Source organism: Micromonospora sp. H33 (assembly GCF_052068455.1).
Lineage (GTDB): Bacteria > Actinomycetota > Actinomycetes > Mycobacteriales > Micromonosporaceae > Micromonospora.
The window spans coordinates 15,288-35,591 of sequence record NZ_JBQHDE010000019.1 but is presented as its reverse complement, the minus strand read 5'-3'; the positions used below and the strand labels follow the sequence as shown (position 1 = coordinate 35,591).

At 68.6% G+C, this 20,304-nt stretch carries 19 protein-coding genes and 3 pseudogenes; 12 read left to right on the top strand and 10 right to left on the bottom strand.

The genetic code is table 11. The features are described from left to right. Positions 1-57: 57 nt before the first annotated feature. The gene (locus ACTMS0_RS27245; protein WP_441158125.1) at positions 58-1,020 is read right to left on the bottom strand and encodes a carbohydrate ABC transporter permease; all 963 of its coding nucleotides are present in this window, start codon (positions 1,018-1,020) and stop codon (positions 58-60) included. Between the two features lie 61 nt (positions 1,021-1,081). Then, positions 1,082-2,335, bottom strand: coding sequence for an ABC transporter substrate-binding protein (locus ACTMS0_RS27240; protein ID WP_441158124.1), 1,254 nt, complete (start codon positions 2,333-2,335; stop codon positions 1,082-1,084). A 624-nt stretch (positions 2,336-2,959) separates the two neighbouring features. Here ACTMS0_RS27240 and ACTMS0_RS27235 point away from each other — a divergent pair. From ACTMS0_RS27235 to ACTMS0_RS27220, 4 genes and pseudogenes are all read left to right on the top strand, one after another. Then, a pseudogene (locus ACTMS0_RS27235) lies at positions 2,960-3,249 on the top strand (hypothetical protein); the annotation flags it as partial. A 261-nt stretch (positions 3,250-3,510) separates the two neighbouring features. Continuing rightward, positions 3,511-4,059 (top strand): DUF6308 family protein, encoded by a 549-nt coding sequence (locus ACTMS0_RS27230; protein ID WP_441158123.1) that lies wholly within the window; start codon positions 3,511-3,513, stop codon positions 4,057-4,059. 117 nt (positions 4,060-4,176) lie between these two features. Continuing rightward, positions 4,177-4,647 carry a hypothetical protein gene (locus ACTMS0_RS27225; RefSeq protein ID WP_441158122.1) on the top strand — a complete coding sequence of 157 codons (471 nt, stop codon included), beginning with the start codon at positions 4,177-4,179 and terminating at the stop codon, positions 4,645-4,647. Next, positions 4,626-4,917, top strand: a pseudogene (locus ACTMS0_RS27220) (DUF6193 family natural product biosynthesis protein). The gene ACTMS0_RS27225 and the pseudogene ACTMS0_RS27220 overlap by 22 nt, the downstream one beginning before the upstream one ends. 101 nt (positions 4,918-5,018) lie before the next feature. Here the strand turns inward: ACTMS0_RS27220 and ACTMS0_RS27215 are convergent. Together ACTMS0_RS27215 and ACTMS0_RS27210 are read right to left on the bottom strand one after the other, a co-directional pair. After that, positions 5,019-5,354, bottom strand: coding sequence for a DUF1737 domain-containing protein (locus ACTMS0_RS27215; RefSeq protein WP_441158121.1), 336 nt, complete (start codon positions 5,352-5,354; stop codon positions 5,019-5,021). 25 nt (positions 5,355-5,379) lie between these two features. Next, positions 5,380-5,844 (bottom strand): MarR family winged helix-turn-helix transcriptional regulator, encoded by a 465-nt coding sequence (locus ACTMS0_RS27210; protein ID WP_357922860.1) that lies wholly within the window; start codon positions 5,842-5,844, stop codon positions 5,380-5,382. A gap of 76 nt (positions 5,845-5,920) precedes the next feature. Between ACTMS0_RS27210 and wrbA the strand changes: the two genes are divergently transcribed. The 3 genes from wrbA to ACTMS0_RS27195 all read left to right on the top strand — a co-directional run bounded on the left by wrbA (position 5,921) and on the right by ACTMS0_RS27195 (position 9,120). Continuing rightward, complete coding sequence (gene wrbA, locus ACTMS0_RS27205; RefSeq protein WP_441158120.1) at positions 5,921-6,613, top strand: NAD(P)H:quinone oxidoreductase; 693 nt, start codon at positions 5,921-5,923, stop codon at positions 6,611-6,613. 14 nt (positions 6,614-6,627) lie between these two features. Next, a complete protein-coding gene (locus ACTMS0_RS27200) occupies positions 6,628-8,055 on the top strand; it encodes an MFS transporter (RefSeq protein ID WP_441158119.1) in 1,428 nt (475 codons plus the stop codon). 819 nt (positions 8,056-8,874) lie between these two features. Further along, positions 8,875-9,120, top strand: coding sequence for a hypothetical protein (locus ACTMS0_RS27195; RefSeq protein WP_441158118.1), 246 nt, complete (start codon positions 8,875-8,877; stop codon positions 9,118-9,120). Positions 9,121-9,190: 70 nt separating this feature from the next. Here ACTMS0_RS27195 and ACTMS0_RS27190 read toward each other — a convergent pair whose 3' ends face one another. Beyond that, the gene (locus ACTMS0_RS27190; RefSeq protein WP_441158117.1) at positions 9,191-10,912 is read right to left on the bottom strand and encodes an acyl-CoA dehydrogenase family protein; all 1,722 of its coding nucleotides are present in this window, start codon (positions 10,910-10,912) and stop codon (positions 9,191-9,193) included. Next, positions 10,909-11,484, bottom strand: coding sequence for a PadR family transcriptional regulator (locus ACTMS0_RS27185; protein WP_441158116.1), 576 nt, complete (start codon positions 11,482-11,484; stop codon positions 10,909-10,911). The genes ACTMS0_RS27190 and ACTMS0_RS27185 overlap by 4 nt, the downstream gene beginning before the upstream one ends. 232 nt (positions 11,485-11,716) lie before the next feature. Here ACTMS0_RS27185 and ACTMS0_RS27180 point away from each other — a divergent pair, with 232 nt between their 5' ends. After that, positions 11,717-12,925: a cation:proton antiporter domain-containing protein gene (locus tag ACTMS0_RS27180; RefSeq protein WP_441158115.1), complete on the top strand. Its 1,209-nt coding sequence runs from the start codon at positions 11,717-11,719 to the stop codon at positions 12,923-12,925. 57 nt (positions 12,926-12,982) lie between these two features. Here ACTMS0_RS27180 and ACTMS0_RS27175 read toward each other — a convergent pair whose 3' ends face one another. The 3 genes from ACTMS0_RS27175 to ACTMS0_RS27165 form a co-directional block, all read right to left on the bottom strand. Then, positions 12,983-13,858, bottom strand: a complete 876-nt coding sequence (locus ACTMS0_RS27175) for a mechanosensitive ion channel domain-containing protein (RefSeq protein ID WP_441158114.1) — start codon at positions 13,856-13,858, stop codon at positions 12,983-12,985. Positions 13,859-14,012: 154 nt separating this feature from the next. After that, positions 14,013-16,823 (bottom strand): cation-translocating P-type ATPase, encoded by a 2,811-nt coding sequence (locus ACTMS0_RS27170; RefSeq protein WP_441158113.1) that lies wholly within the window; start codon positions 16,821-16,823, stop codon positions 14,013-14,015. A 216-nt stretch (positions 16,824-17,039) separates the two neighbouring features. Next, entirely contained in the window at positions 17,040-17,270 is a 231-nt protein-coding gene (locus tag ACTMS0_RS27165) for a PDZ domain-containing protein (protein WP_441158112.1), read from the bottom strand. Positions 17,271-17,388: 118 nt separating this feature from the next. Here ACTMS0_RS27165 and ACTMS0_RS27160 point away from each other — a divergent pair, with 118 nt between their 5' ends. Next, a complete protein-coding gene (locus ACTMS0_RS27160) occupies positions 17,389-17,664 on the top strand; it encodes a BON domain-containing protein (protein ID WP_441158111.1) in 276 nt (91 codons plus the stop codon). 46 nt (positions 17,665-17,710) lie between these two features. On the opposite strand, the gene ACTMS0_RS27155 is transcribed toward ACTMS0_RS27160, so the two are convergent. Continuing rightward, positions 17,711-17,893, bottom strand: coding sequence for a hypothetical protein (locus tag ACTMS0_RS27155; protein ID WP_441158110.1), 183 nt, complete (start codon positions 17,891-17,893; stop codon positions 17,711-17,713). A 115-nt stretch (positions 17,894-18,008) separates the two neighbouring features. On the opposite strand from ACTMS0_RS27155, the gene ACTMS0_RS27150 reads away from it, so the two are divergent. The 3 genes and pseudogenes from ACTMS0_RS27150 to ACTMS0_RS27140 all read left to right on the top strand — a co-directional run bounded on the left by ACTMS0_RS27150 (position 18,009) and on the right by ACTMS0_RS27140 (position 20,223). Next, on the top strand, positions 18,009-18,212 hold the full coding sequence (locus ACTMS0_RS27150; RefSeq protein WP_441158109.1) for a hypothetical protein: 204 nt from the start codon (positions 18,009-18,011) through the stop codon (positions 18,210-18,212). Between the two features lie 621 nt (positions 18,213-18,833). Continuing rightward, positions 18,834-19,168 (top strand): annotated as a pseudogene (locus ACTMS0_RS27145) (PadR family transcriptional regulator). Beyond that, entirely contained in the window at positions 19,165-20,223 is a 1,059-nt protein-coding gene (locus ACTMS0_RS27140; protein WP_441158108.1) for a hypothetical protein, read from the top strand. The pseudogene ACTMS0_RS27145 and the gene ACTMS0_RS27140 overlap by 4 nt, the downstream one beginning before the upstream one ends. Positions 20,224-20,304: the final 81 nt, after the last annotated feature.

The window sequence follows — 20,304 nt, the reverse complement described above, 5'->3', positions numbered from 1 at the left end:
CAATGGCGGCCGTCTCCGGCAGCCGGGTCCTGGTGACAGGTTTGTCAGCCGTTTGACTCATCGTGACCTCTCAATGCCGCGGCCGACGATGTCGGCGCCGAGGACCCGGACGAAGACGTACGCGACGACCGCGACGTATATGAAGAGCACCGTCGAGTAGGCCGCGGCGGGACCGAAGCGCAGGTTGTTCATCTCGTACCAGGACAGGATGGACAGTGTCTCCACGGACGCCTTGTGCGGACCGATGAGGACGAACGGCAGGTCGAACATCCGCAGCACGTCGAGCATGCGGAACAGCACGGCGACCACAAGTGCCGGCTTGACCAGTGGCAGGGTGATCCGCCAGAAGGTACGCCATGCGCTGGCGCCGTCGACCTTCGCGGCCTCGTACACCTCGGCCGGGATGATCTGCATTCCGGCGAGGACCAACAAGCCGATGAACGGTGCGGTCTTCCAGGTGTCCGCGATCACCACGGCCAGCCACGCGTGGAAGCCCTCGGTCGTCCATAGCACCTTCGCGTTGAGGACGTCGTTGGCAACGCCATCCGCCGCGAAGATCCAGCGCCAGAGCAGGGCCGAGATGGCCGTCGGGATGGCCCATGGCACGAGAATGCTGGCCCTGACCAAGCCGCGGCCCCGGAACGCCTTGTTCATGATCAGCGCCATGCAGATGCCGATGGTGGTCTCGATCACCACCGTGACGACGGTAAACGTGGTCGTGTTCCAGAAGGCATTCCAAAACACCGTGCCGGTATCGCCCTTGAATATGTTCGTGTAGTTCTCCAGTGAGAACGCCGTCGTGCGGGTGATGAGGCCGGTGTTCGGGTCGATGCCCTCGATCGACTTGACGAACGAGAGCCGCAGTGCGGACAGGATCGGATACCCGATCACCAGTCCGAGCACGAGTAGGGACGGCGAGACCAGGTACGCCGCCAGCCTGCCCACACCCTCGCCCCGGCCGGGGCCGCGCAGTCTGCGTTGCGCGGTGGTCAGATCATCCACCGAGGTCGTCGTGGTCACCTGTGGACCTCCTTGCCGAGGTGATCCGGGCCGGGGTTTGACACCCCGGCCCGGCGCGCAGCTACTTGCTGATCGATTCGAGCTTGCTCTGGAGGTCCTTCAGCGCCTGGTCGGAGGACTTCTTGCCGGTCAGGGCCGCGTACGCCTCCTCCTGGATCGCGAGGGTCGTGTCGCCGTACTTGACCACCCGCGGCCGGGCGACTGCGTTTTCCACCGACGCCTTGAGCATGGGCAGGTACGGGAACTTCTGCTGCAAGCTCGGGTCGTCGTACAGCGCGGTGTAGACCGGCGCCTCCGACGTCTTTTCCAGCTGCACCTTCTCCTCCGCCTCGCTGGTGATGAACTTGATGAACTCGAGCGCGCTGCCCTTGTTCTTGCCGAACTTGCTGATCGCCAGGTTGAGGCCGCCGAGGCTGGACTTGCCCGGGCCGCTCGATCCGGGCAGTGGGGCCACCGCGAACTTGCCGTTGACCTTGCTCGAACCGTCGGTGGTGTTCGCCAGGACGTACTGGTACGGCCACTGCCGGTGGAAGATCAGCTTGCCGTCCTGGAAGGCACGCCGGCCCTCCTCCTCCTTGTAGGTGACGGCGTCCCTGGGAATCACCCCGGACGACAGGCCCTGCGCAAGGAAGTCCAGACCCTGCTTCGCCTCGGGCGTGTTCACGTTCGGCTTGCCCTGGTCGTCCACCACGACGCCGCCGGCGGAGTGCACGGCCTCGCTGAAGTTGACCGTGAGGCCCTCGTACTTCTCGAACTGGCCCGCGTAGCAGCCGATCCCGGGATTTTTTGCCTGCACCTTCTGGCAGGCCTGCTTCATGTCGTCCCAGGTCTTCGGGGCCGAGGTGACCCCCGCGGCGTCGAGCAGGTCCTTGCGGTAGAACAGCAGACCGCCGTTGGTGCGCCAGGGCACCGCGTACAGCTTGTTGAAGTACTCGGCCGTTTCGATCGCCGGTTGGAGCATCTTGTCCAACGGGAACTCGTTCTCCGGCAGCTGCTCGATCCACCCGTTGGCCGCGAACTCGGCAGTCCAGACGACGTCAGTGGAGACGATCGTGTACGCATCCGACTTCGTCTGCGCATTCTGGATCAGCTGTTGCCGCTGCGCGTCGGCGGCCTCGGGCAACTCGATCAACCGTACCTGCTCGCTCGGGTGGTCCTTGTTCCACTTGTCCAACGCCGACTTGATGTAGCCGGACGTGTCCTTGCCGGTAGCCCAGGTGATGGGGCCCTTGCCCTCGAAGGTGCCCGGCTGAGCCTGCGTTCCGCCGCCGCCGTCGTCGCCGCCGCATCCGGCAACTCCCGCAACCAGCGCCAATGTGCCGATGACAGCAACCAATAGCGATGAACCGCGTCGTTCTCGCATCACAGCTCCTCTTCGCGTCGCTCCATCGCGTCGCTTCGTCACACCGCCCCAGAGGGGCGGTCGGACAACGCAAATCACCCCATTAGGGACAGTCCACCCGCGACGCATCGTGATTTGAACGTGCCAATCCAATCTCTCTCACACCAACCGGTCAACCCGCTGTTACCGCACCGTCATCTGCGCGACTCCCTCCCGACAGCGATGTGGGCTACGGCCAGCAGCGGGCGACGCGGCGTCGCGCCGTGATCGGAGTGCACCAAGGGTGGTCCCGGCTGGTGGGCGATGTCGGCGGCGGGCCATGTCCAGGGCGTTCACGACCAGGTCGGAGCGGAGGTGGTCGGCTATGGCGGGCTACAGCCAGGGCCTGACCAAGACCGTGAGCCGTCCGGGGGAGCCGGGGGACTGACTTCGCCAGGATGCCGGGCCGAAATGCCCAACACCCTCCGATGCGAAAGGGGGCCAGGTAGCAGGCTGCTGGAGCTGGCCTGCGGCTGGTAGGGCGGCGGGGCGGGAGCGGCGGTGGTGTCAGCTCTTGCCACGGCTCCGACGATTTCTGGACGGCCTGGCTTACCGAGCGCCGCCGCCACCTTCGACGACCTGACGACGCTCAGTTCCGCGAGCCGGGTCGCCTACGACGGCCAGGGGTACGACGTCGTACTGGGCGCCTCCACCCGGGGGGGCTCGCCACCCAGACCTGGTCGTTGAAGGGCGACGGCTCGGGCTCCCAGCCCGACGGCACCACAGGCTTCGACGCCATCGGCCGCGTCGTCACGCGCACCGACGTCGACGACAAGATTTCCAAGATCACCTACACGCCAGCCACCGGTCAGGCCTTCTCGGTCACGGAGGATGGCGCAGGTCACCGAACCGGCGGGACGATGGTCGCCAAGCTCGGTGTCCTGCGCGAAGGCGCGGCGGAGCACTGGTCGCGGATGCGCGACGCGGGGGAGGTGCCGATGCCGGTGGTGGAGGTGCCGGTGCCGCAGGCGCTGGCGGATCTGGCCGGCGCCCTGCGGACCACCGACATGTACTGGCCGCGCCACGACGACGAGGACTTTGTCGAGGTGCGGGCGTTGGCCTGGTCGAGGTGCCGAGAGTTCCTGCCGGACTGACCGGACACGCCGGAGTTGCCCGAGCGGCAGCGGCAGGAGTTGATCGACGCGTTCGCCGCGGAGGCGTACCCGCCCGGCGCGGCGGGTGCGGGCGGGCCGGCCGGGGGCGACGTGGAGCGGGAGGTGGCGCGGTCGCTGGCGGACATCTTCGTCGATTACTGCCACGGGTATATTCGGCCCGGTCTGCTGGCGTGGAGCCCCGGGTGGGTCGCGCTGTTCCTGGGCGACTGGCTGCCGCGCAAGACCTTCCTCGGCCCAGTGATCGCCAGCAAACTCCTGGCCCGCAAGCGGCCCCGGCTTGTGCCCGTCCATGACGATGTCGTGCTTCGCGTGCTCGCTCCGCCGGAGAACCAGTTCTGGGTAACGCTGGCAGCCGCGCTGACCGAATCCGCGCTCCGCAACGAGATCGAGGCGCTCCGACCAACCGGCATCGACTCACCCAGCCTGCTGCGTCTGCTCGACGTCGCGATCTGGACACGTCATAGCCGTTCGCGCAACGCCCGCAATGCCCGCAGCGCAATCGGGGTACCCGAACCTGGTCCGCTTCCGCCCGCCAAGTGGTGACGGCGCAGGCAAGCTGCACCCGCGATCAGCGGCAAGAGCGGATGCTTCGACGCACCCGATTCCGGCCGTCTCGCGGCTGTCGCAGTACTACGGAGGTGTGAGGCAGAATCGCGAACCGTGCCGACGTACCACGATCCTGCTGTTCTCTATCCGGAGGTTGCTGCCCAGGGCAGCCTTGCGGCGGCGTTGCGAGCCGTCGCTGTCGAGCAAGGGCTGTCCGTGCCCGTGCCGGTCACGGAGTCCAGTTCGATGTACCGCGCTCTCGTTCCGACTACCGTCCCGCACCGTGAAGAACTGGAGGTGTCCGCCAGCTACGTAGAGCGGCGGTGGTCTATCAGGGGTTGCGAGCGTGACCAAGGTCTGACCTTGATCCAAGGAGACACGCTGGATCTCGCTCAGGTTGCCCGGGCCGCGCAGGCGTGGCATGACGGGGCGACCCTGACCGGCATCCCCCAGGCCGCGTCGTTCGTGGAGTTGACCGGACGGTTCGAGGTGCCCGACCGCGATCCGGCTCGGCTGGTCGAATCGGAGTGGCGGCACCTGCGTAAGGAAGCAGCGGAGGTGAACTGGCCGAGTACCACGCGCTGATCGAGGCCGCGTACGCCGAGCCGTGGCTACGGCAGCTCTACCCGTTCACCAGCCATTGGTCTTTGCGGTTCTCTACCGGGACCCGGCCCAGCCTCTCCCGCCTTGGTGTGCTTGCATGCAGGGCGAGGCAAGGGATACATCGTCACAATGGGCTACATGGGACAGGATCTCGGCGAGGCCGCTACGGCGGAGGAGGCAGTGTCATTGGCGGCGCGCAACCTGCCCGCCGACCTCGAGCCCGTGACCTACGGCGCGGCCGGATCAAGCTAGTCCCTCCGCCGGGCCGTCCGCTCGTCGGCACGACCGAGCGTTCGACCCACCGCACCTCGTCACGCAGCGTGGCGCCCGGTCGGCGGCAGAAGCGTGCGTCTCTATCTGGGGCTGTGCTCGGACGGCTCGGGCCCGGCGGAGTCTGGCAGGACCAACGCTTGAGCGGCAATGACACGTTCCCCGTTGAAGGTCAGCGCCGGCGAGCCGTATAGCCGGTAGCCCTGGTCGAGGAGGCCGCTGACGCGGGCGCAGAATTCAGCGTCGTCGGGCCCGGTGATGAGCCGGTAGCCGAGCGGTTCAGAAAGATCTGACACCGTCGCATTGTGCCGTCCAGCTGTGCCTGAGCCAACAGTCGTCGCCATCACCCCGTCGTGCTCGTGCGCGACCAGCGGCAGATCCGGATCCCGGCTGGTGCGCTGGTAGACGGGGTAGCGCAACCGCCAAACCTCCTCGATTGAACAGCTAGACCGTGCCGGCGGCTGTGTGGGTGGCCGGGCGCCTGGTGTCGACGTTGCCGGTCATGGTGTTGAGGATGGCGGGTAGTTCGGCCACGGTCTGGGCGGGCAGGCCGGTCACGGTTTCCTCCGCCAGAGCGTGCCATAGCTGCTTGACCTGGTCGGCGAGTGCCTTGCCGCTGTCGGTGAGTTCGACGATGCTGGCGCGCTTGTCGGAGGGGGCGGGTTCGCGGCGGATGTGGCCGGAGGCTTCGAGCTTGCGGGTCATGAGCGTGACGCTGGGCGGCTCGCAGCCGAGCGCCTCGCTGAGCTGGGCCTGGATTCTCGGGCCGGTCCGGTCGAGTTCGAGCAGGAGCGCCTCTTGGCCGGGGTGCAGGCCGAGCGGGGCCAGCAACGCGGCGGCCCTGGCCCGGTGGCGCAGGCTCAGCAGGCGGATGGCCTGGTTGAGGGCGTCGGCGTACTCGAAGTCCACGGGCTCTCCTTGACAGGTTAGTTATGCGCATAACATTATGCGCGTAACTAATTCTAGCAACACCGAGGAGCCGGACATGACCGTGAAGGTCGCTGTCATCTACTACAGCGCGACAGGCAGTGTGCACGCACTCGCGCAGGCCGTCGCCGAGGGGGCCGCCTCGGCCGGGGCCGTCGTGCGGCTGGGGCGGGTCGCCGAGCTGGCACCCGACAGCGCGATCGACCAGAACCCGCAGTGGCGGCGGCACGCCGACGCGACCGCGTCGATTGCCCAGGCCTCAATTGAGGACCTGGCGTGGGCCGACGCGTACGCGTTCGGGACGCCGACCCGGTTCGGCGCGCCGGCCGCGCAGCTCAAGCAGTTCATCGACCAAGCCGGCGGGCTGTGGCAGGAGGGGAAGCTGGCCAACAAGCCGGTGACGGCCTTCACCTCAGCGTTCAACCGGCACGGCGGCAGCGAGGCCACAATCTTGTCGCTGGGCAACGTCTTCTACCACTGGGGGTCGCTGATCGTCCCGCCCGGATTCACCGATCCGGTCGTGTACGCCGCAGGCGGCAACCCCTACGGCACGTCGCATGTGACCAGCCCGAACGGAGACGGCCCCGATGCCGCGGCGCTGGAAGCGGCCAGGTACCAGGGACTTCGGCTGGCCAAGATCACGCTCCAGCTGCTGGGGGACCACGTCGTCGCCGATGCCGCCGTGGGCAACGGGAACAGCCACGGAGCCCTGGCCGGAGCAGCCTCCCGGACCGCGCGAGCGGCGGGTTAGCAAGGAGAGAAGTCATGACAAGCACCAGCACCGCAACTCAGCGGGCCAGGCTGCAGGCCGGATCCTCCTGGATGGTCCTGGCGCTGGCGTGTGCCTGCCAGTTTATGGTGATCCTGGACGTGTCCATCGTTAACGTCGCGCTGCCCTCGGTCCAGCGGGATCTCGGCTTTACCGCCACCGGCCTGGCCTGGGTGGTGAATGGCTACGTGCTTACCTTCGCCGGCTTCATGCTGCTGGGTGGCCGCGCCGTTGACCTGTTCGGCCCGCGCCGGATGCTGGTCGCCGGGCTGTTCCTGTTCTCCGCCTCGAGTCTGGTCGGCGGCCTGGCAACCGCTCCGGAGATCCTGGTGGGGGCCCGCGTCGCGCAGGGCGTGGGCGCCGCGATGCTGGCCCCGGCGACGTTGGCCGTGATCAGCACCTACTTCACCGAGCCGCAGGCGCGGGCCCGGGCGTTCGGCGCGTGGTCCGCCTCGGGCGGTGTGGGCGGGATGGCCGGCGCGCTCGCCGGCGGCGCCATCACCACTGGCCTGTCATGGCGGTGGGTCTTCCTCATCAACGTACCGATCGGCGCCGTGCTGATCGTACTGGCCATGATGTCGCTGGTCGGCACGCGAGCCAGCCGGCGGGAATCGCTTGACCTCATTGGCGCGGTCACGGGCACGGCGGGGCTGGCCGCGTTGATCTACGGGGTCATGCAAAGCGCCGACCATGGCTGGACGTCCGTGCGGGTTCTCGGGCCAGCCGTGGCGGGCCTGCTCCTGCTCGTCGTCTTCACCGTGGTGGAGGCGCGTTTCGCCACCCAGCCGATGGTGCCCCTGCGGCTGTTCACGATCCGGACCGTGGCCGTCAGCAACGGCATGCTGCTGCTGTTCGGCGGGATTGCCATCGCGATGTGGTATTTCACGTCGCTGTTCATGCAGAACGCACTCGGCTACAGCGCACTTGAAGCCGGGCTCGGGCAGACACCCGCGGCGGTGACGTTCGTGGTGATCGCGCGATTCGCCGCCAACCTGCTGCCCCGAACCGGTGTACGCCCTCTGGTACTGGCCGGCAGCGCCTGCTTCCTAGCCGGCTTCGGCTGGCTCGCCCAGGCCCACACCGACAGCGACTACGTCACCAGCGTGCTCGGACCCACGCTGCTCATCGCCGTCGGCATCGGCCTGACCTTCCCCACCCTCATGGCCGCGGCCACCGCCGACGTACCCGAAGGCGACGCGGGCATCATCGGCGGCCTGGCCAACACCGCCAGCCAGATAGGCGGCTCGGTAGCCCTAGCCGTACTCGCCACAGCCGCCAGCGCCAAGGCCGGAACAGACGCCGCCTACGCCGGCTCTCCTGCCGCCCTCGCCGCCGGCTACGACCTGGTCTTCCTCATGGCAGCCGGGATCGGGCTAGCTATCGCGATAGTCAGCCTGCTACTACCGCAACACCGGCACGGCTGACCACGGCGACGCCGCGTGCTCACTCGCCGCACCCTTGCGTCCGCGTACGACAGGGGTGCGGCGAGCGCCTGGTCAGCTCACCGCAGTTCCGCCAGCGCACGTTGCGGCCGCCAGACGAGCCCCGGGGAGACGAGTCGAAGTACGAGGCGATCAAGGCCGTAGCGTGAGGCTGGGAATCGCCGCAGAGTCGCTGCGCCGTTGGCAGCGCGCCGAGCAGAGGTGGGCGCCGGGCAGAGCCCCAGCAAACCCGTCGAGCCGGCATCAGGCCCACTGAAGCCGTTGCGTAAACTTTCCTGAACCGCATCAAATGCAGCGAGCCAGGACAGCAGCATAACGAGATGGCCATGCTGTTGATCGCTGCACGCGCACTACTTTCGGCATGAGCGTGCGCATCAGCGTTCCGGCAAGGGCTGCCGGCCCGGTAGCCGCGCGTACCTTGAGGTTGGTGGGGTGGAGGGCAGCCCCCTGATGATGGGGGATCGAGACGGCTGCCCTTCGGCGGTCGCGTTCACCGGCGTTGTCAGGCCAGCCGTCTACGTACCGGTGGAACCGTCACGATCGGCCCCTGAGCTGCTGGAATATGGTTCGGATTCTGCCAAGTGTGGTCCACCGGGGTTCGATCCGTACCGATTATCACATTTGCCGCTGTTAGGCCACCGCCTGTGGTGAGCGCTGGCGTTCATGTGTCGGCGTAGTTGAGGCACGCCCAGCAACCGTCAGGCGCAAAGCCAGGGCGCGAGCGCGAACGGAACGCACGATCGCTCTCCTGCGAGGTTGGTGTGTACCAAGTGGTTGTCACTCTGGACACGCTTGGGCCGGGTGCTGCTCTCGCTGCCGCGCGTCCGGGGACGCCCCAGGATCCTGCTCGCGCCACTGGCTGGCTGCGTCGGCGCGCGGAAGCCGATCAATCATGCGCATGGCTTCCCGCTCGGTCTCGAACTCCCACCGCGGCACCTTCCCAGTCTCGGTGTCCGCGACGCGGGCGAAATCTTCCAACGTCTGGCGGACGAGGCACACGTCGCGGCGGGCCAACGCTTGTCCCTGGCTACGAACCTGATGACGTGAATGAATCAGGGACGGGTTCACGTCATCAGGTTCGTAGCGCACGGAGAGCAGTCGGCCGCGCAGGTTCTCGTCAGGGGTGCATCTCGTACGCGCCGGCGAGGGCGGCGACTCGTTCCCAGATCCGGGCGGTGCGCTCGGTGTCGCGAACCGGGCGGCGGACCTGGGCGAGTGCCCAGGCGGCCTGCTCGTCGCTGGTGGCCGCCTTGCCGTGCAGTTCGGTGGCGTACCCGGAGAAGTCCCGGACCAGCAGGTCGAAGATCTCGTCCAGTAGGTCGGCGTCGAGGCAGGTCAGCTTTGCCTGCTCCAGGATCAGCTGGCCGTAGACGACCAGCGCGAAGAGTTGGCCGAGGGTGAGCAGGAAGTCCAGGTCCCGCTGCTGCGTCTCGTCGGGGGCGTGCGCGGCGAGCAGGGCAGCCAGCCCGTCGGCCTGCTCGCGGAACCGGGCCACGTTGGGCAGGTGTGCGTGGGCGTCGTACGGGGTGCGCCAGTCGTGGAAGCGGATTGCGCTGAGGCCGCGGGCCGGGCCCTGCTGGAAAAGGAACTCGTCATCGGCGGGGTCGTGCCGGGTCGGCGCCGGCGGGTACGCGGTCGGCCGGAACAGGTAGTTCGGCATGAACTTGAGGATCAGCGCCAGGTTGACGTGCACCGTCCCCTCCAGCTTCGGCAGGCCCCGGATGTCCTTCGCCGCCTTGTCGAAGTAGGTGTCGGCCTCGAAGCCCTTGGCGGCGATGACGTCCCAGAGCAGATCGATGACCTTCTCACCCTCGGTGGTGACCTTCATCTTGGTCATCGGGTTGAACAGCAGGTACCGCCGGTCGTCCGGCCCTGCCGAGCGGAAGTAGTCGACCGCCCGGTCGCTGAACAGCTTCATCGCCACCAGGCGGGCGTACGCGTCGGTCAGTTCGCGCCGCACGTGCGGGAAGTCGGTGACCCGCCGTCCGTAGAGCACCCGGTGGTGGGCGTGGGTGATCGCCTCGTACATGGCGTGCTCGCAGATGCCGATGGACGCAGTGCAGAGGTTGAACTTGCCCACGTTGACCGTATTCAACGCGGCGTCGAAGGCGGCCGGCCCGGTGTGCAGCACGTCCTCGGCGCGCACCGGATAGTCCTCGAGCCGGAACTCGCTGACGTACATCTGCGCGTTGACCACGTTGCGGACCAGCCGGTACGCGGGGTGCCGGCTGTCGGCGGCGAAGAAGACGTACCCCTCCGGGCCCTCGATGTCGACGCGGCGGCCGAAGACGGAGACCAGCCCCGCGACGTTGCCGTTGCCGATGTAGTACTTGCCGCCGTTGGCCCGGAAGCCGCCCTCCCCGTCGGGGGTGAGCAGCAGGTCGGTGGAGTAGATGTCCGCGCCGTGCGGCCGCTCGGAGAGGCCGAAGGCCATCACGTGTCCCTCGTCGAGCAGCGCGGCGGCGCGGGCCCGGGCGGTGGCGTTCCCGCTCTGCCAGACCGGCCCGAGGCCGAGCACGGTGACCTGCCAGGCGTACCAGTAGCCGAGGCCGTAGAAGCCGAGGATCTCGCTGAGCGCGGCGTTGCGCGCGGTGTCCCAGCGCTTGTCCGGGTCGCCGTCGCCGTCGCCCTGCGGGGTGAGGAAGGTGGCGAAGAGCTTCTCCTTGGCGGCGAAGTCGAGGAAGTCGGCGTACCACTCGTGGCGGTTGTAGCTGTCGACCAGGGCCCGCTTGCCGCGCTGCTCGAACCAGTCGACGGTGGCGCGCAGCAGCCGCCGGGAGGTCTCGTCGAGGTGGGCGGGGTCATAGGTGTGCGGGTGGAACAGCAGCGGGTCGGTCACGAGGACGCCTTCCTGACGGGGGTGGGGTTGAGGTTGCGGAGGGTGGCAAGGACGTCGTCGAGCCAGGCCAGCACCATCCGCTCGTACGCGATGCCGCCGCGCAGCACGATGTGCTGGAGCGACTCCCGGACGTCCAGGGCGGCGGGATCGGGGAAGTCGCGGCGCTCTCCGGCCAGGTAGCCGGCGAGGGTGGCAGCGTGGCCGGCACGGTAGCGCTCGACCTCGGCGACGAGGGCCGTCCGGCCATCCGCGTCGGTGAACGCGGCACCGCGAATCTTGACGGCGAGTTCGTGTCGGACGGCCTCGGGCTGCACCGGGGCACGCAGCCACGCGACCAGGGCGGACCGTCCGGTGGAGGTGACCGACCAGAGCTTCTTATCCGGCAGCCCGGCCTGGCCGACCTCCTCAGCGGTGATCCACTCGTCGCTCTCCATCCGTTTCAAGACGCGATAGATCTGCTGGTGGGTGGCGGTCCAGAAGCGGCCGATCGAGCGGTCGAAGCGCCTGGCCAACTCGTAGCCGGAGGCGGGTTGCTCCAGCAGCGAGACGAGGATGGCGTGCTCCAGCGACATGCCGAGCATCATGCTATGCAACGAGTTGCATAGCAACGGGGGCCAGGGCACCGGGGTCGGGCGCATCAGTTCGCTCTGGCGGTCTTTGCAGAGATAAAGGGCGCCAGCCTGCGGGGCCTCGGGGGAAAGGGCCGACGAGCCGGTCCCGTAGAGGCGTGCACGCCCTGTCGAGGTGCCGAGGTCGCTTTGCCATCCCAGGCGTGGAAACGCGGTGACGGGGTAGCGCCCCGGGATGCGGCTGCTCCACCTCGGCTACGCCTTGGTCGGTGTGCTGGCGGTGCTGCTGGCCTTCTGGTCCAGCGCCATCCGTCGGGCACCGGTCAGCGAGCCGTTGCTCGCCCTCGTCCTGGGTGTCCTGGCCGGCCCGGTTTTCGGGCTGATCGACCTGCGCCATCACGCGGCGTCCGGGCTGATGCTGGAGGCCGCCCGGATCCTGCTGGCCATTTCGTTGATGGCGGTGGCGCTGCGGTTTCCCCTGTCGGACTACCGGTCGGTGATTCGCCAGGTCGGTGTGCTGTTGACCGTGGCGATGGTGGGAATGGCGGTGGTCACCGCCGGCCTGGCCTGGCTGATTCTCGGCGTGCCGCTGGCCCTGGCCGTGCTACTCGGGGCGTGCCTGACCCCGACCGACCCCGTGCTGGCCTCCAGCATCGTCTCCGGTGGCCCCGCGGAGCGGCAGCTGCCGGGTCGGCTGCGGCAGGTGATCAGCGGCGAGTCCGGCGCCAACGACGGACTGGCCTTCGTCTTCGTCGTCCTCGCGCTGATCCCCGCAGCGCACACGGCCTCGGGTCAGGCTCGGGAGGCGGTCTGGGGAGTGCTCGGGGCGGTGCTGGTCGGCCTGGTGGTCGGCTACGCGGCTGGTCGGGCGGTCTGCGCGGCGGAGGCACGCGAGGACGTCGAGGAGGGCTCGCTGTTGATCTTCGCGGTGGTGCTCGCCGTGGCGGCCCTGGGAGTCGCCCGGCTGCTGCACACCGACGCGATCCTCGCGGTCTTCGTCACGGGGCTGGTCTACAACGGGGTGATCGGCGACGAGTCGCGGGCGTCGGAGCAGGAACTGGACGACGCGCTGACCCGGTACCTCGTGCTGCCGCTGTTCTTCCTGCTCGGCGTCGAGGTGCCGTGGCGCGACTGGCTCGACCTGGGCTGGCCCGGGGGAGCGTTCGCGGTGGCCGTGCTGCTGCTGCGTCGCTTCCCGGTCGTGCTGGCGTTGCGGCCGGCGCTCGGTATGCCGCGGCGGGACGTCGTGTTCCTGGGCTGGTTCGGGCCGATCGGCGTGTCGGCGCTGTTCTACCTCACCTACAGCCGGGAGGAAGGGGCCCGCGACTGGCGGCTGTGGGCCGCTGGCAGCCTCGTCGTGGTGGTCAGCACCATCGCGCACGGCGTGACGGCGACGTTGGGTCGCCGCTGGTACGCGGCCCGGTCGTCAACCCTCCGGGGCTGATCGTCGCCGCTCATCCACCTCTGCTCCTCGAGCCGGGTCCCAGCCCGGGACCACTGGTCAGCCTGGGGCAGAGGTGCCAGGTGTCGTCGGTGGGTGGATGGTGATGTCCTGGGTCACCGAGGCCACCCGTAGGCCGTGCTCGGCGAAGCGGTCCAGCACTCGCCGGGTGACCTGGTCCTTGACATGCCGGGCGGCGCGGACGGGGACCACGAACCGGGCCGACAGCTCCACCCAGTTGGGTGTGGCCCGGATGAAGACGCGGGGGTCGACCTCCGCCTCGGCCACCGGATAGCGGTGCCGCATCTGCTCGATCGCTCGCCGCGCCTCGGTCGTTGACGAAATGGCCTCCGCCTCCTCGCGCAGGATCCGCTCCGCCAGGTGCCAGTCCGCCTGATAGGGGATGGGAAGGGTGAGTTCTTCCCACAGGTGGTCCAGGACGGTGCTGCTGTTGTAGACGGGTGCGGTGAAAACGAACCGGTTGGACAGGGAGACCACCCGTCCCGTGTACTGGCGGCCTCGGATCCATGACTCGGGGTCGGAGGAGGAGCCGCTTTCCAGGATCCGGGTGCGCAGCGGGGTGATGTCCAGGACGTCGCCGCGTACCCCACACATCTGGATGCGGTCGCCGACGCGGAACTGCCGACCGGCGAGGATACTGATCCACCCGGCGAACGCGCCGATGACCTCCTGCATCGCCAGGGCGAGTCCGGCGGCGAGCAGACCGACGACCACCCCCACCCGGCCGGCGAACGGACGCCACAGCAGCGCCAGCGCGAGCAGCAACGCCACGACGCAGAGGTAGTGCACCGCCTTGCGCAGGTAGTAGCGGTTGGTGGTGTCCTCCACGCGCATCGTGGCCAGGCGGCCCGCGAGGACAGCGACCAGGACCGTCAGCACGACCAGGACGACGCTGGTGGCGAGGCGCCCGCTCACACTCCGGGTGTCCCAGACAGCCTGAAGGAACGAGTCCACCCTTCGCGCCCATTCGTTACTCGCGGCGGCCCGCCGGCGTCTGCCCGCCCACGTCCGCTTCCACCATAGGCAGATTCGGCCCCGCCGGACCCGGGAATCCCGTCGCTGCCCGTGGCTAACCAGCGGCCAGTGCGCTCGGGCGTCGGCGTCGCAGGATGAGCTTCCGTAGCTCCTCGGCCCACAGGACGAAGCTCGCCATGCCGGCGCAGAGTGCCCACTGGCCGGCCGTCAACGCCGTGGTGGTGAAGGCCTGGTTGAGCAGGGGCACGTGGATGACGGCCACTTGGAGCAGCAGCGACACGGTGACGGCCACCCACAACAGCGGGTTGGTGAACAGGTTTCGGAAGGCGCTCGTCCGCTCGGAGCGGGCGTTGAAGCAGTTGAACAGTTGAGCCAGCACCAACGTGGTGAAGGCGGCGGCGCGGGCTTCAGTCGGATCCGCGGACCCTTCGATCAGCCCGCCCGGCAGCTGGATGTCGAACGTCAAGAGGGTCACCACCGCCATGATCAACCCGACGAAGCCGACCATCCGCCACATCTCGGCGTCGATGATCCGGTCGCTCAGCCGGCGCGGCGGCCGGCGCATGATGTCGCCTGGTGGCGGGTCGACGCCCATGGCCAGCGCCGGCCCGGTGTCGGTGAGCAGGTTGATCCACAGGATGTGCGCCGCGAGCAGCGGAACCGCGATGCCTTCGCCATGCTGGAGACCGATGACGCCGGCCAGCACGACGCCGAGGAACATCGTGAGTACCTCCCCGACGTTCGAGGACAGCAGGTAACGCAGGAAGGAGCGGATGTTCGCGAAGATTCCGCGCCCCTCCCGGATGGCCCGCACTATCGTGGCGAAGTTGTCGTCGGCGAGGATCATCTTCGCCGCTTCCTTGGTGACGTCGGTGCCCGTACGGCCCATCGCGATGCCGATGTCGGCGGTCTTGAGGGCGGGGGCGTCGTTCACCCCGTCCCCCGTCACGGCCACGATGTCGCCGTTGGCTTGCAACGCGTCGACGAGCCGCAGTTTGTGTTCCGGCGCCACCCGGGCGTAGACGGATCGGTCCCGGACGGCGCGGCGTAGCCCCTCCTGATCGAGGTCCGCGAGTTCGGTGCCCGTCGTCGCTGGCTGGTCGTCGGAGACGATGCCAAGCTCGGCGGCGATTCGGGCGGCGGTCCGGGGATGGTCGCCGGTGATCATGACCACCCGTACCCTCGCCTGATGGGTTTCAGTGATGGCGTCGCGGACCTCGGGTCGCGGCGGGTCGATCATCCCGACCAGTCCCGCGTAGACCAGGTCCTGTTCCAGCGTTTCCGGTTGGGCGGGAGGCGCCGTCGCGTCGAGCGTTCGGTAGGCGACGGCAAGGGGTCGTAGCGCCTGGTCGGCCAGCCGGTCCACGGCGGCGTGGATTTGACGACGGCGCCCGTCGGTGAGGGGCCGCTCCTGTCCGGCGACCCGCTCCCTGGTGCAGCGTGCCAGGAGCACGTCGGGCGCACCCTTGGTCATCACCGTAAGGCGACCGTCCCGTTCCGCGTCCGCCTCGATGCTGCTCATCAGCCTACGCTCGGAGCTGAACGGGACCTCGTGGACGCGGTGGAACCGCTCGTCGCGTACGGTGCTCAACTCGGGTACCTTCCGCTCGGCCACGAGGAACGCCACATCTGTCGGGTCCCCACGCACCGCGCACGTCCCGTCCTGCCAGGTGATCGCCGCGTCGTTGGCCAGGCTGCCACTGGTCAACACGACGCGGACCTCGTCTAGCAGGCACCCTTCGTTCACCGGCCGTCCGCAGACGACCACCTTGCCCTCGGGCGTGTACCCGGTGCCGGTCAGTTCCGCCTCACCGGAGGGGGTGACGACGCGGCGGATCGTCATCTCGTTGCGGGTGAGCGTTCCGGTCTTGTCCGAGCAGATGACGGAGGCCGAGCCGAGGGTCTCGACGGATGACAGCTGTTTGATGATCGCCCGGTGCCTGGCCATCCGCTGGACGCCGAGGGCGAGCACGACCGAGAGAATGGCGGGCAGGCCCTCAGGTACGGCGGCGACGGCGAGCGACACCCCGACGAGGAGCACATCCACGACATCACCGGCACCGCGGATGTCTGTGGTGAAGAAGATCGTGGCCACCACGATCAGCGCGATCACTATCACGGACTGGCCGAGGAGGCGACCGACTCGCGCCACCTCCCGCTGTAGCGGGCTGGGCGCCTCCTCGGTCTCGGCCAGCAGTTGCGCTACCCGGCCCATCTCGGTGGCCATGCCGGTGGCGGTCACCACCGCCCGACCGTGCCCTCGGGTCACTGCCGTGCCGTTGAACACCATGTTCACGCGGTCGGCGATCCCGACCGGCTCGGACAGGGCAGCGCTCTGCTTCAGTGACGGTTCGCTCTCGCCGGTCAGTGCCGCCTCGGCCACCTGCAACGAGGCGGCCTCGAGGAGCCGGCCGTCCGCGCTGACCGCGTCGCCTTCCGACAGGATGAGCACGTCCCCGGGCACCAGTTCCCCGGCGGGCACCTCCTTCGCGGCGCCGTCGCGCAGCACGGTCGAGGTTGGCGCGGCCATGCGCTGCAAGGCGGCCACCGCTGCTTCGGCCCTGGCCTCCTGCACAAAGCCGAGCACGGCGTTGGCGAGGAGGATGATCGCGATAACGAGGGCCTCATACGGCAGGCCGCGGGTGCCCTCCACCACCCACGCGACGAGCGAGGCCACCACCGCGCTGATGAGCAGGTAGACGACCGGGTCGGCGAACTGCTTGAGCAGCTTGCGCCACGCGGGCAGGTTCGCCTGCGGCTCGAGCTTGTTCGGCCCCCACCGGGCGAGACGATCTGCTGCCTCCTGCGCCGTGAGTCCCCGATGCGGATCGGTGTGCAGCCGAGCGGCGATTTCCGTCGCGTCCAGCAGCAAGGGGTCCTCGTCAAGCTCGGACCCGCCCGCCATAGCTCCATTCTTCTGCCCTCACGGCGTCAATCGCAGCTCAAAGCGCATTAGCTCGCCCCTGGACTACCGATCTTGTCACTCGACTGCCGGCCTCGTGATGGTGCTGACTACTGATCCTTGGAGAGCCGCGTCGCGGGACCGCTCGAGGTCGCCGGGGCGGCCGGTCATCGATCGGGCCGGGCGAGCGGCGCGGGCCGGCGGTGGACGGACACGGCGTCAGCGGGTGGCGGCGGTCGGCGTCACGGTCGTGCGGCGGGTGTCGCCGTCGCCTAGGTACGCGACGGGTACGCGCTGGCCGGGCTCGACCGACCGCAGTTCGCCGAGGAACGCCTCGAGGCTGTCGGTGCGCTCGCCGGCCAGCTCGGTGACGATGTCTCCGGGCCGCAGACCGGCCGCCGCTGCCGGGCCGTTCCCGCTACCCGGCCCCTCGGGCGGCAAACGTCGCACCGGGCGTCACGGCGACTCGTCACATTCGCGGGCGCGAATCGTCACGGCCTTGTCGTATTGGCGGCGAAATCGGCGGGGTAGGGGTCACCGAAGGCCACCAGGACGTGAGGAGTGAGTCATGATCCACCCCTGGTTCTTCCCGGAGGACCTGCCATCGCTGTTCCATGTCAGCCCGACCTCAGAGGACGCCCGGCTTGCCTGCCGGTTGCTCGAGCGGATGCAGCGCGACCCGCTGCTCCGCCACGAACGCATCTGCATCGAGGTGCAGAACCAGGTCGTCATCCTGGACGGGCACGTCAGCTCCGCGGACGTGAAAGCCCACGCCCACACCCTCGCGTGGGGTGCCCCGGACGTGCATGACGTCAGCAACCGGCTACGGCCACCAGACCGATGACCGGGGCGACCGGTCGGCAGCCGGCAGGGCGGGGTCAGGGGCGTTTTCAGAAGTCGGGGCCGATCGGGTCCTGGTAGTCGGAGGAGGCGACGAAGAAGCCTTCGTCCTCATCCGGCCGATGAGCGGTACTACTTGGACGGGTCTCTTCCTCGACGTCCTCGCGGAACGTGCGGTCGTCGCGCAACGTGTAACTTGCGAACGGACGAGATGAGGAGGAGACAGGTGCCAACTGGTGGCTTCTCGCCGAAACGGCTGGCTCGGGTGCGAGAGCTGCTCGAGCGTCACGTCGACTCCGGCTTCGTCCCGGGTGTGGTGGCCGTCCTCGCCCGCCACGGCGCTTCGGGATGTCGGTCCGCACCCGCCGCACGCACCTCGGCCCATCGGTCGGCAGCTACGGATGGCCCGGCTTCTACGGCACCGCCTGGTACAACGATCCCGCCGAGGACATGACGACGATCTTCATCATGCAGCGGGCGCACGCGGGCGACCAGAGGCTGCCGATGTGGCACGACTTCTGGACCGCTGTCTACCAGGCGATCGACGACTGACCGCGGGGGCCGGAGACCGCCACGTCAGGCGGGGGGTGTCCGCACGCGCCGCGCGGAGACCGGACCAGTGACCTACTCATTCGAAGGTGTTCTCTCGGTTGGGGGCGGGGCGGGACCTGCCCGCGATGACGACCAGCCGCACTCTCATGCCGCCGACCGAGCGCTACCCACCGCGACAGACCCTCGCGGAGGCCCTGCGTCCGATCATGCCGAGATGTCGTTTGCTCGGCTTCCGGCCCCGTTACGGACGATCGGTGTGCGCTGCCCGCGAATCCTCTCTCGCTCCGCCGCCGAGGTCTTTGCTCGCGAGTGGGGGCAGCGGGTGAACCTGTTGTGGGGTCCGGGTCAGTACGACGTGACCGCTGTATCCGGGACCGAGGACGATGGCTCGGTTGGTGGGTGGGGCGCCGACGACACTGCTCTCCACTGGAGGTATCGCAGGAGTGAAATCCGGCCCGCCCAGCTCTCCGCCGTCCGCCGCATCACCGTCGCCCATGATCACTCCTCCGTCGCAGACTCTGAGCGTGCCGGGGGCCTGGTGAATCCACCGACGCCCATCTCAGCTCCCGGCGCACATCATATCTTGTCCTCCACTATATTGGGTGGATGAGCTCTCGGGCGATGACGGAACCGGCCTTCTTCATCCTCACCGCGCTGCTTGACGCTCCGCGCCATGGCTACGGGATCGTCGCGGAGGTGGCAGAACTGTCGCGGGGGCGGTGCAGCTGAAGATCGGCTCCCTGTACGGGGCCTTGGACCGGCTCGTCGGTGATGGCCTGGTCGAGCTGGACCGCGAGGAGGCATGGCAAGGACGATTGCGCCGGTACTACCGGTTGACCGAGCAAGGCCGCGACGCCCTCGATGCAGAGGCTCAACGGCTGGCTGCCAACGCGCGCCTCGCCTCGACCCGGTTGCGCGACCAGCGGAGCCGGATCACTGGAGCGGCGCCGTCGTGAGCCGGCTCGAGGAGCGCTACCGCGTCATTCTGCGACTGCTGCCCGCCGCTTACCGGCAGGAATGGGAAGACGACATCGTCGCCGCCTTCCTGAACAGCATGGACACCGGCGACCCCGACGCCGCCGAGTACGCCGCGGACTACGGTCGGCCGAGCCTGTCGGAGGTCGCCAGCATCGTGTCCCTCGCAGTTCGGCTGCGTCTCGGCGGGGCTGACGCGCCACCCCGCTCGTACGCCTGGGGGCAAGCCGTGCGACTGGCGACCCTGATGGCGATGCTGACCCACGCCGTCATGGTCACCGCCAGCATCGCCGTCACATTATGGCTTTCCGGGAAGATCGCCTGGTTGCCGACTCCTGCACCCGAATGGGCGCTCACCCCACCGTCGAGCATCTGGCATACCGCCTGGAACCTGGCCGGCTACGCTTGGCTACCGGCCTACATCGCGCTCGTCCTCGGACACCGACGCGTGGCCCAGGCAGTCGCCCTGCTCGCCATCGTGCCTCCCGCCATCACCACCGCCGTGGAACAAGCCGCCGGCGACGCACCGCTGTCCGTGTCGCCCTGGGCGATGCGGCTCATCGACGTCTTCCTGCTACTCGCCATGGCGGCCTTTCACCACGGCGCCCCACCTGTGCCGCGCCGGCCCTGGCTCCTCGCGCTGCCGATCGGCATCCTCCTCGTCCCCGTGCCGCTGTTCATCATCCAGGAGACCAAACCGGCACTGAGGCTGCTGGACTGGCCCGGGCTGTCCTGCGTGGCGGTCACCGCCGCCATGGTGGTCTACCTGACCGTTCGAGTACCCCGTCGTCCATCTCGCACACTGCCATGGTCACTGGCGCTCACCCTGCTCGCCGTAACCACGATCGCCCTGCGAACCGTAACCCTGCTCGACTACAGCGACCAGGCACAGGGCACAACACTCGCCCCGATCGCTTCCGTGCAGGCTATCGCCGTCCTAGCGGTGGGCGTACCGCTTGCCGTGCTAGCCACCCGAGCACTGCGCCGACTTCCACCAATCCCCGCCGCCCCAAGACCCACCACAGCGACCGAATAGGAACTCGCCCAACCTCGGCGTCAGCGGCCCCGAGAATGCAGCCGCATCGTGGCCGCGCAGACCCCACAGCGAACCTGTCAT

Excerpts from the sequence above, each read along its gene's own strand:
- ACTMS0_RS27150 (WP_441158109.1), top strand. The coding sequence starts at position 18,009 with ATGTCGGTCCGCACCCGCCGCACGCACCTCGGCCCATCGGTCGGCAGC.
- ACTMS0_RS27185 (WP_441158116.1), bottom strand. The coding sequence starts at position 11,484 with ATGTCGCTGGAGCACGCCATCCTCGTCTCGCTGCTGGAGCAACCCGCC.
- ACTMS0_RS27160 (WP_441158111.1), top strand. The coding sequence starts at position 17,389 with ATGATCCACCCCTGGTTCTTCCCGGAGGACCTGCCATCGCTGTTCCAT.
- ACTMS0_RS27180 (WP_441158115.1), top strand. The coding sequence starts at position 11,717 with ATGCGGCTGCTCCACCTCGGCTACGCCTTGGTCGGTGTGCTGGCGGTG.
- wrbA (WP_441158120.1), top strand. The coding sequence starts at position 5,921 with ATGACCGTGAAGGTCGCTGTCATCTACTACAGCGCGACAGGCAGTGTG.
- ACTMS0_RS27200 (WP_441158119.1), top strand. The coding sequence starts at position 6,628 with ATGACAAGCACCAGCACCGCAACTCAGCGGGCCAGGCTGCAGGCCGGA.
- ACTMS0_RS27170 (WP_441158113.1), bottom strand. The coding sequence starts at position 16,823 with ATGGCGGGCGGGTCCGAGCTTGACGAGGACCCCTTGCTGCTGGACGCG.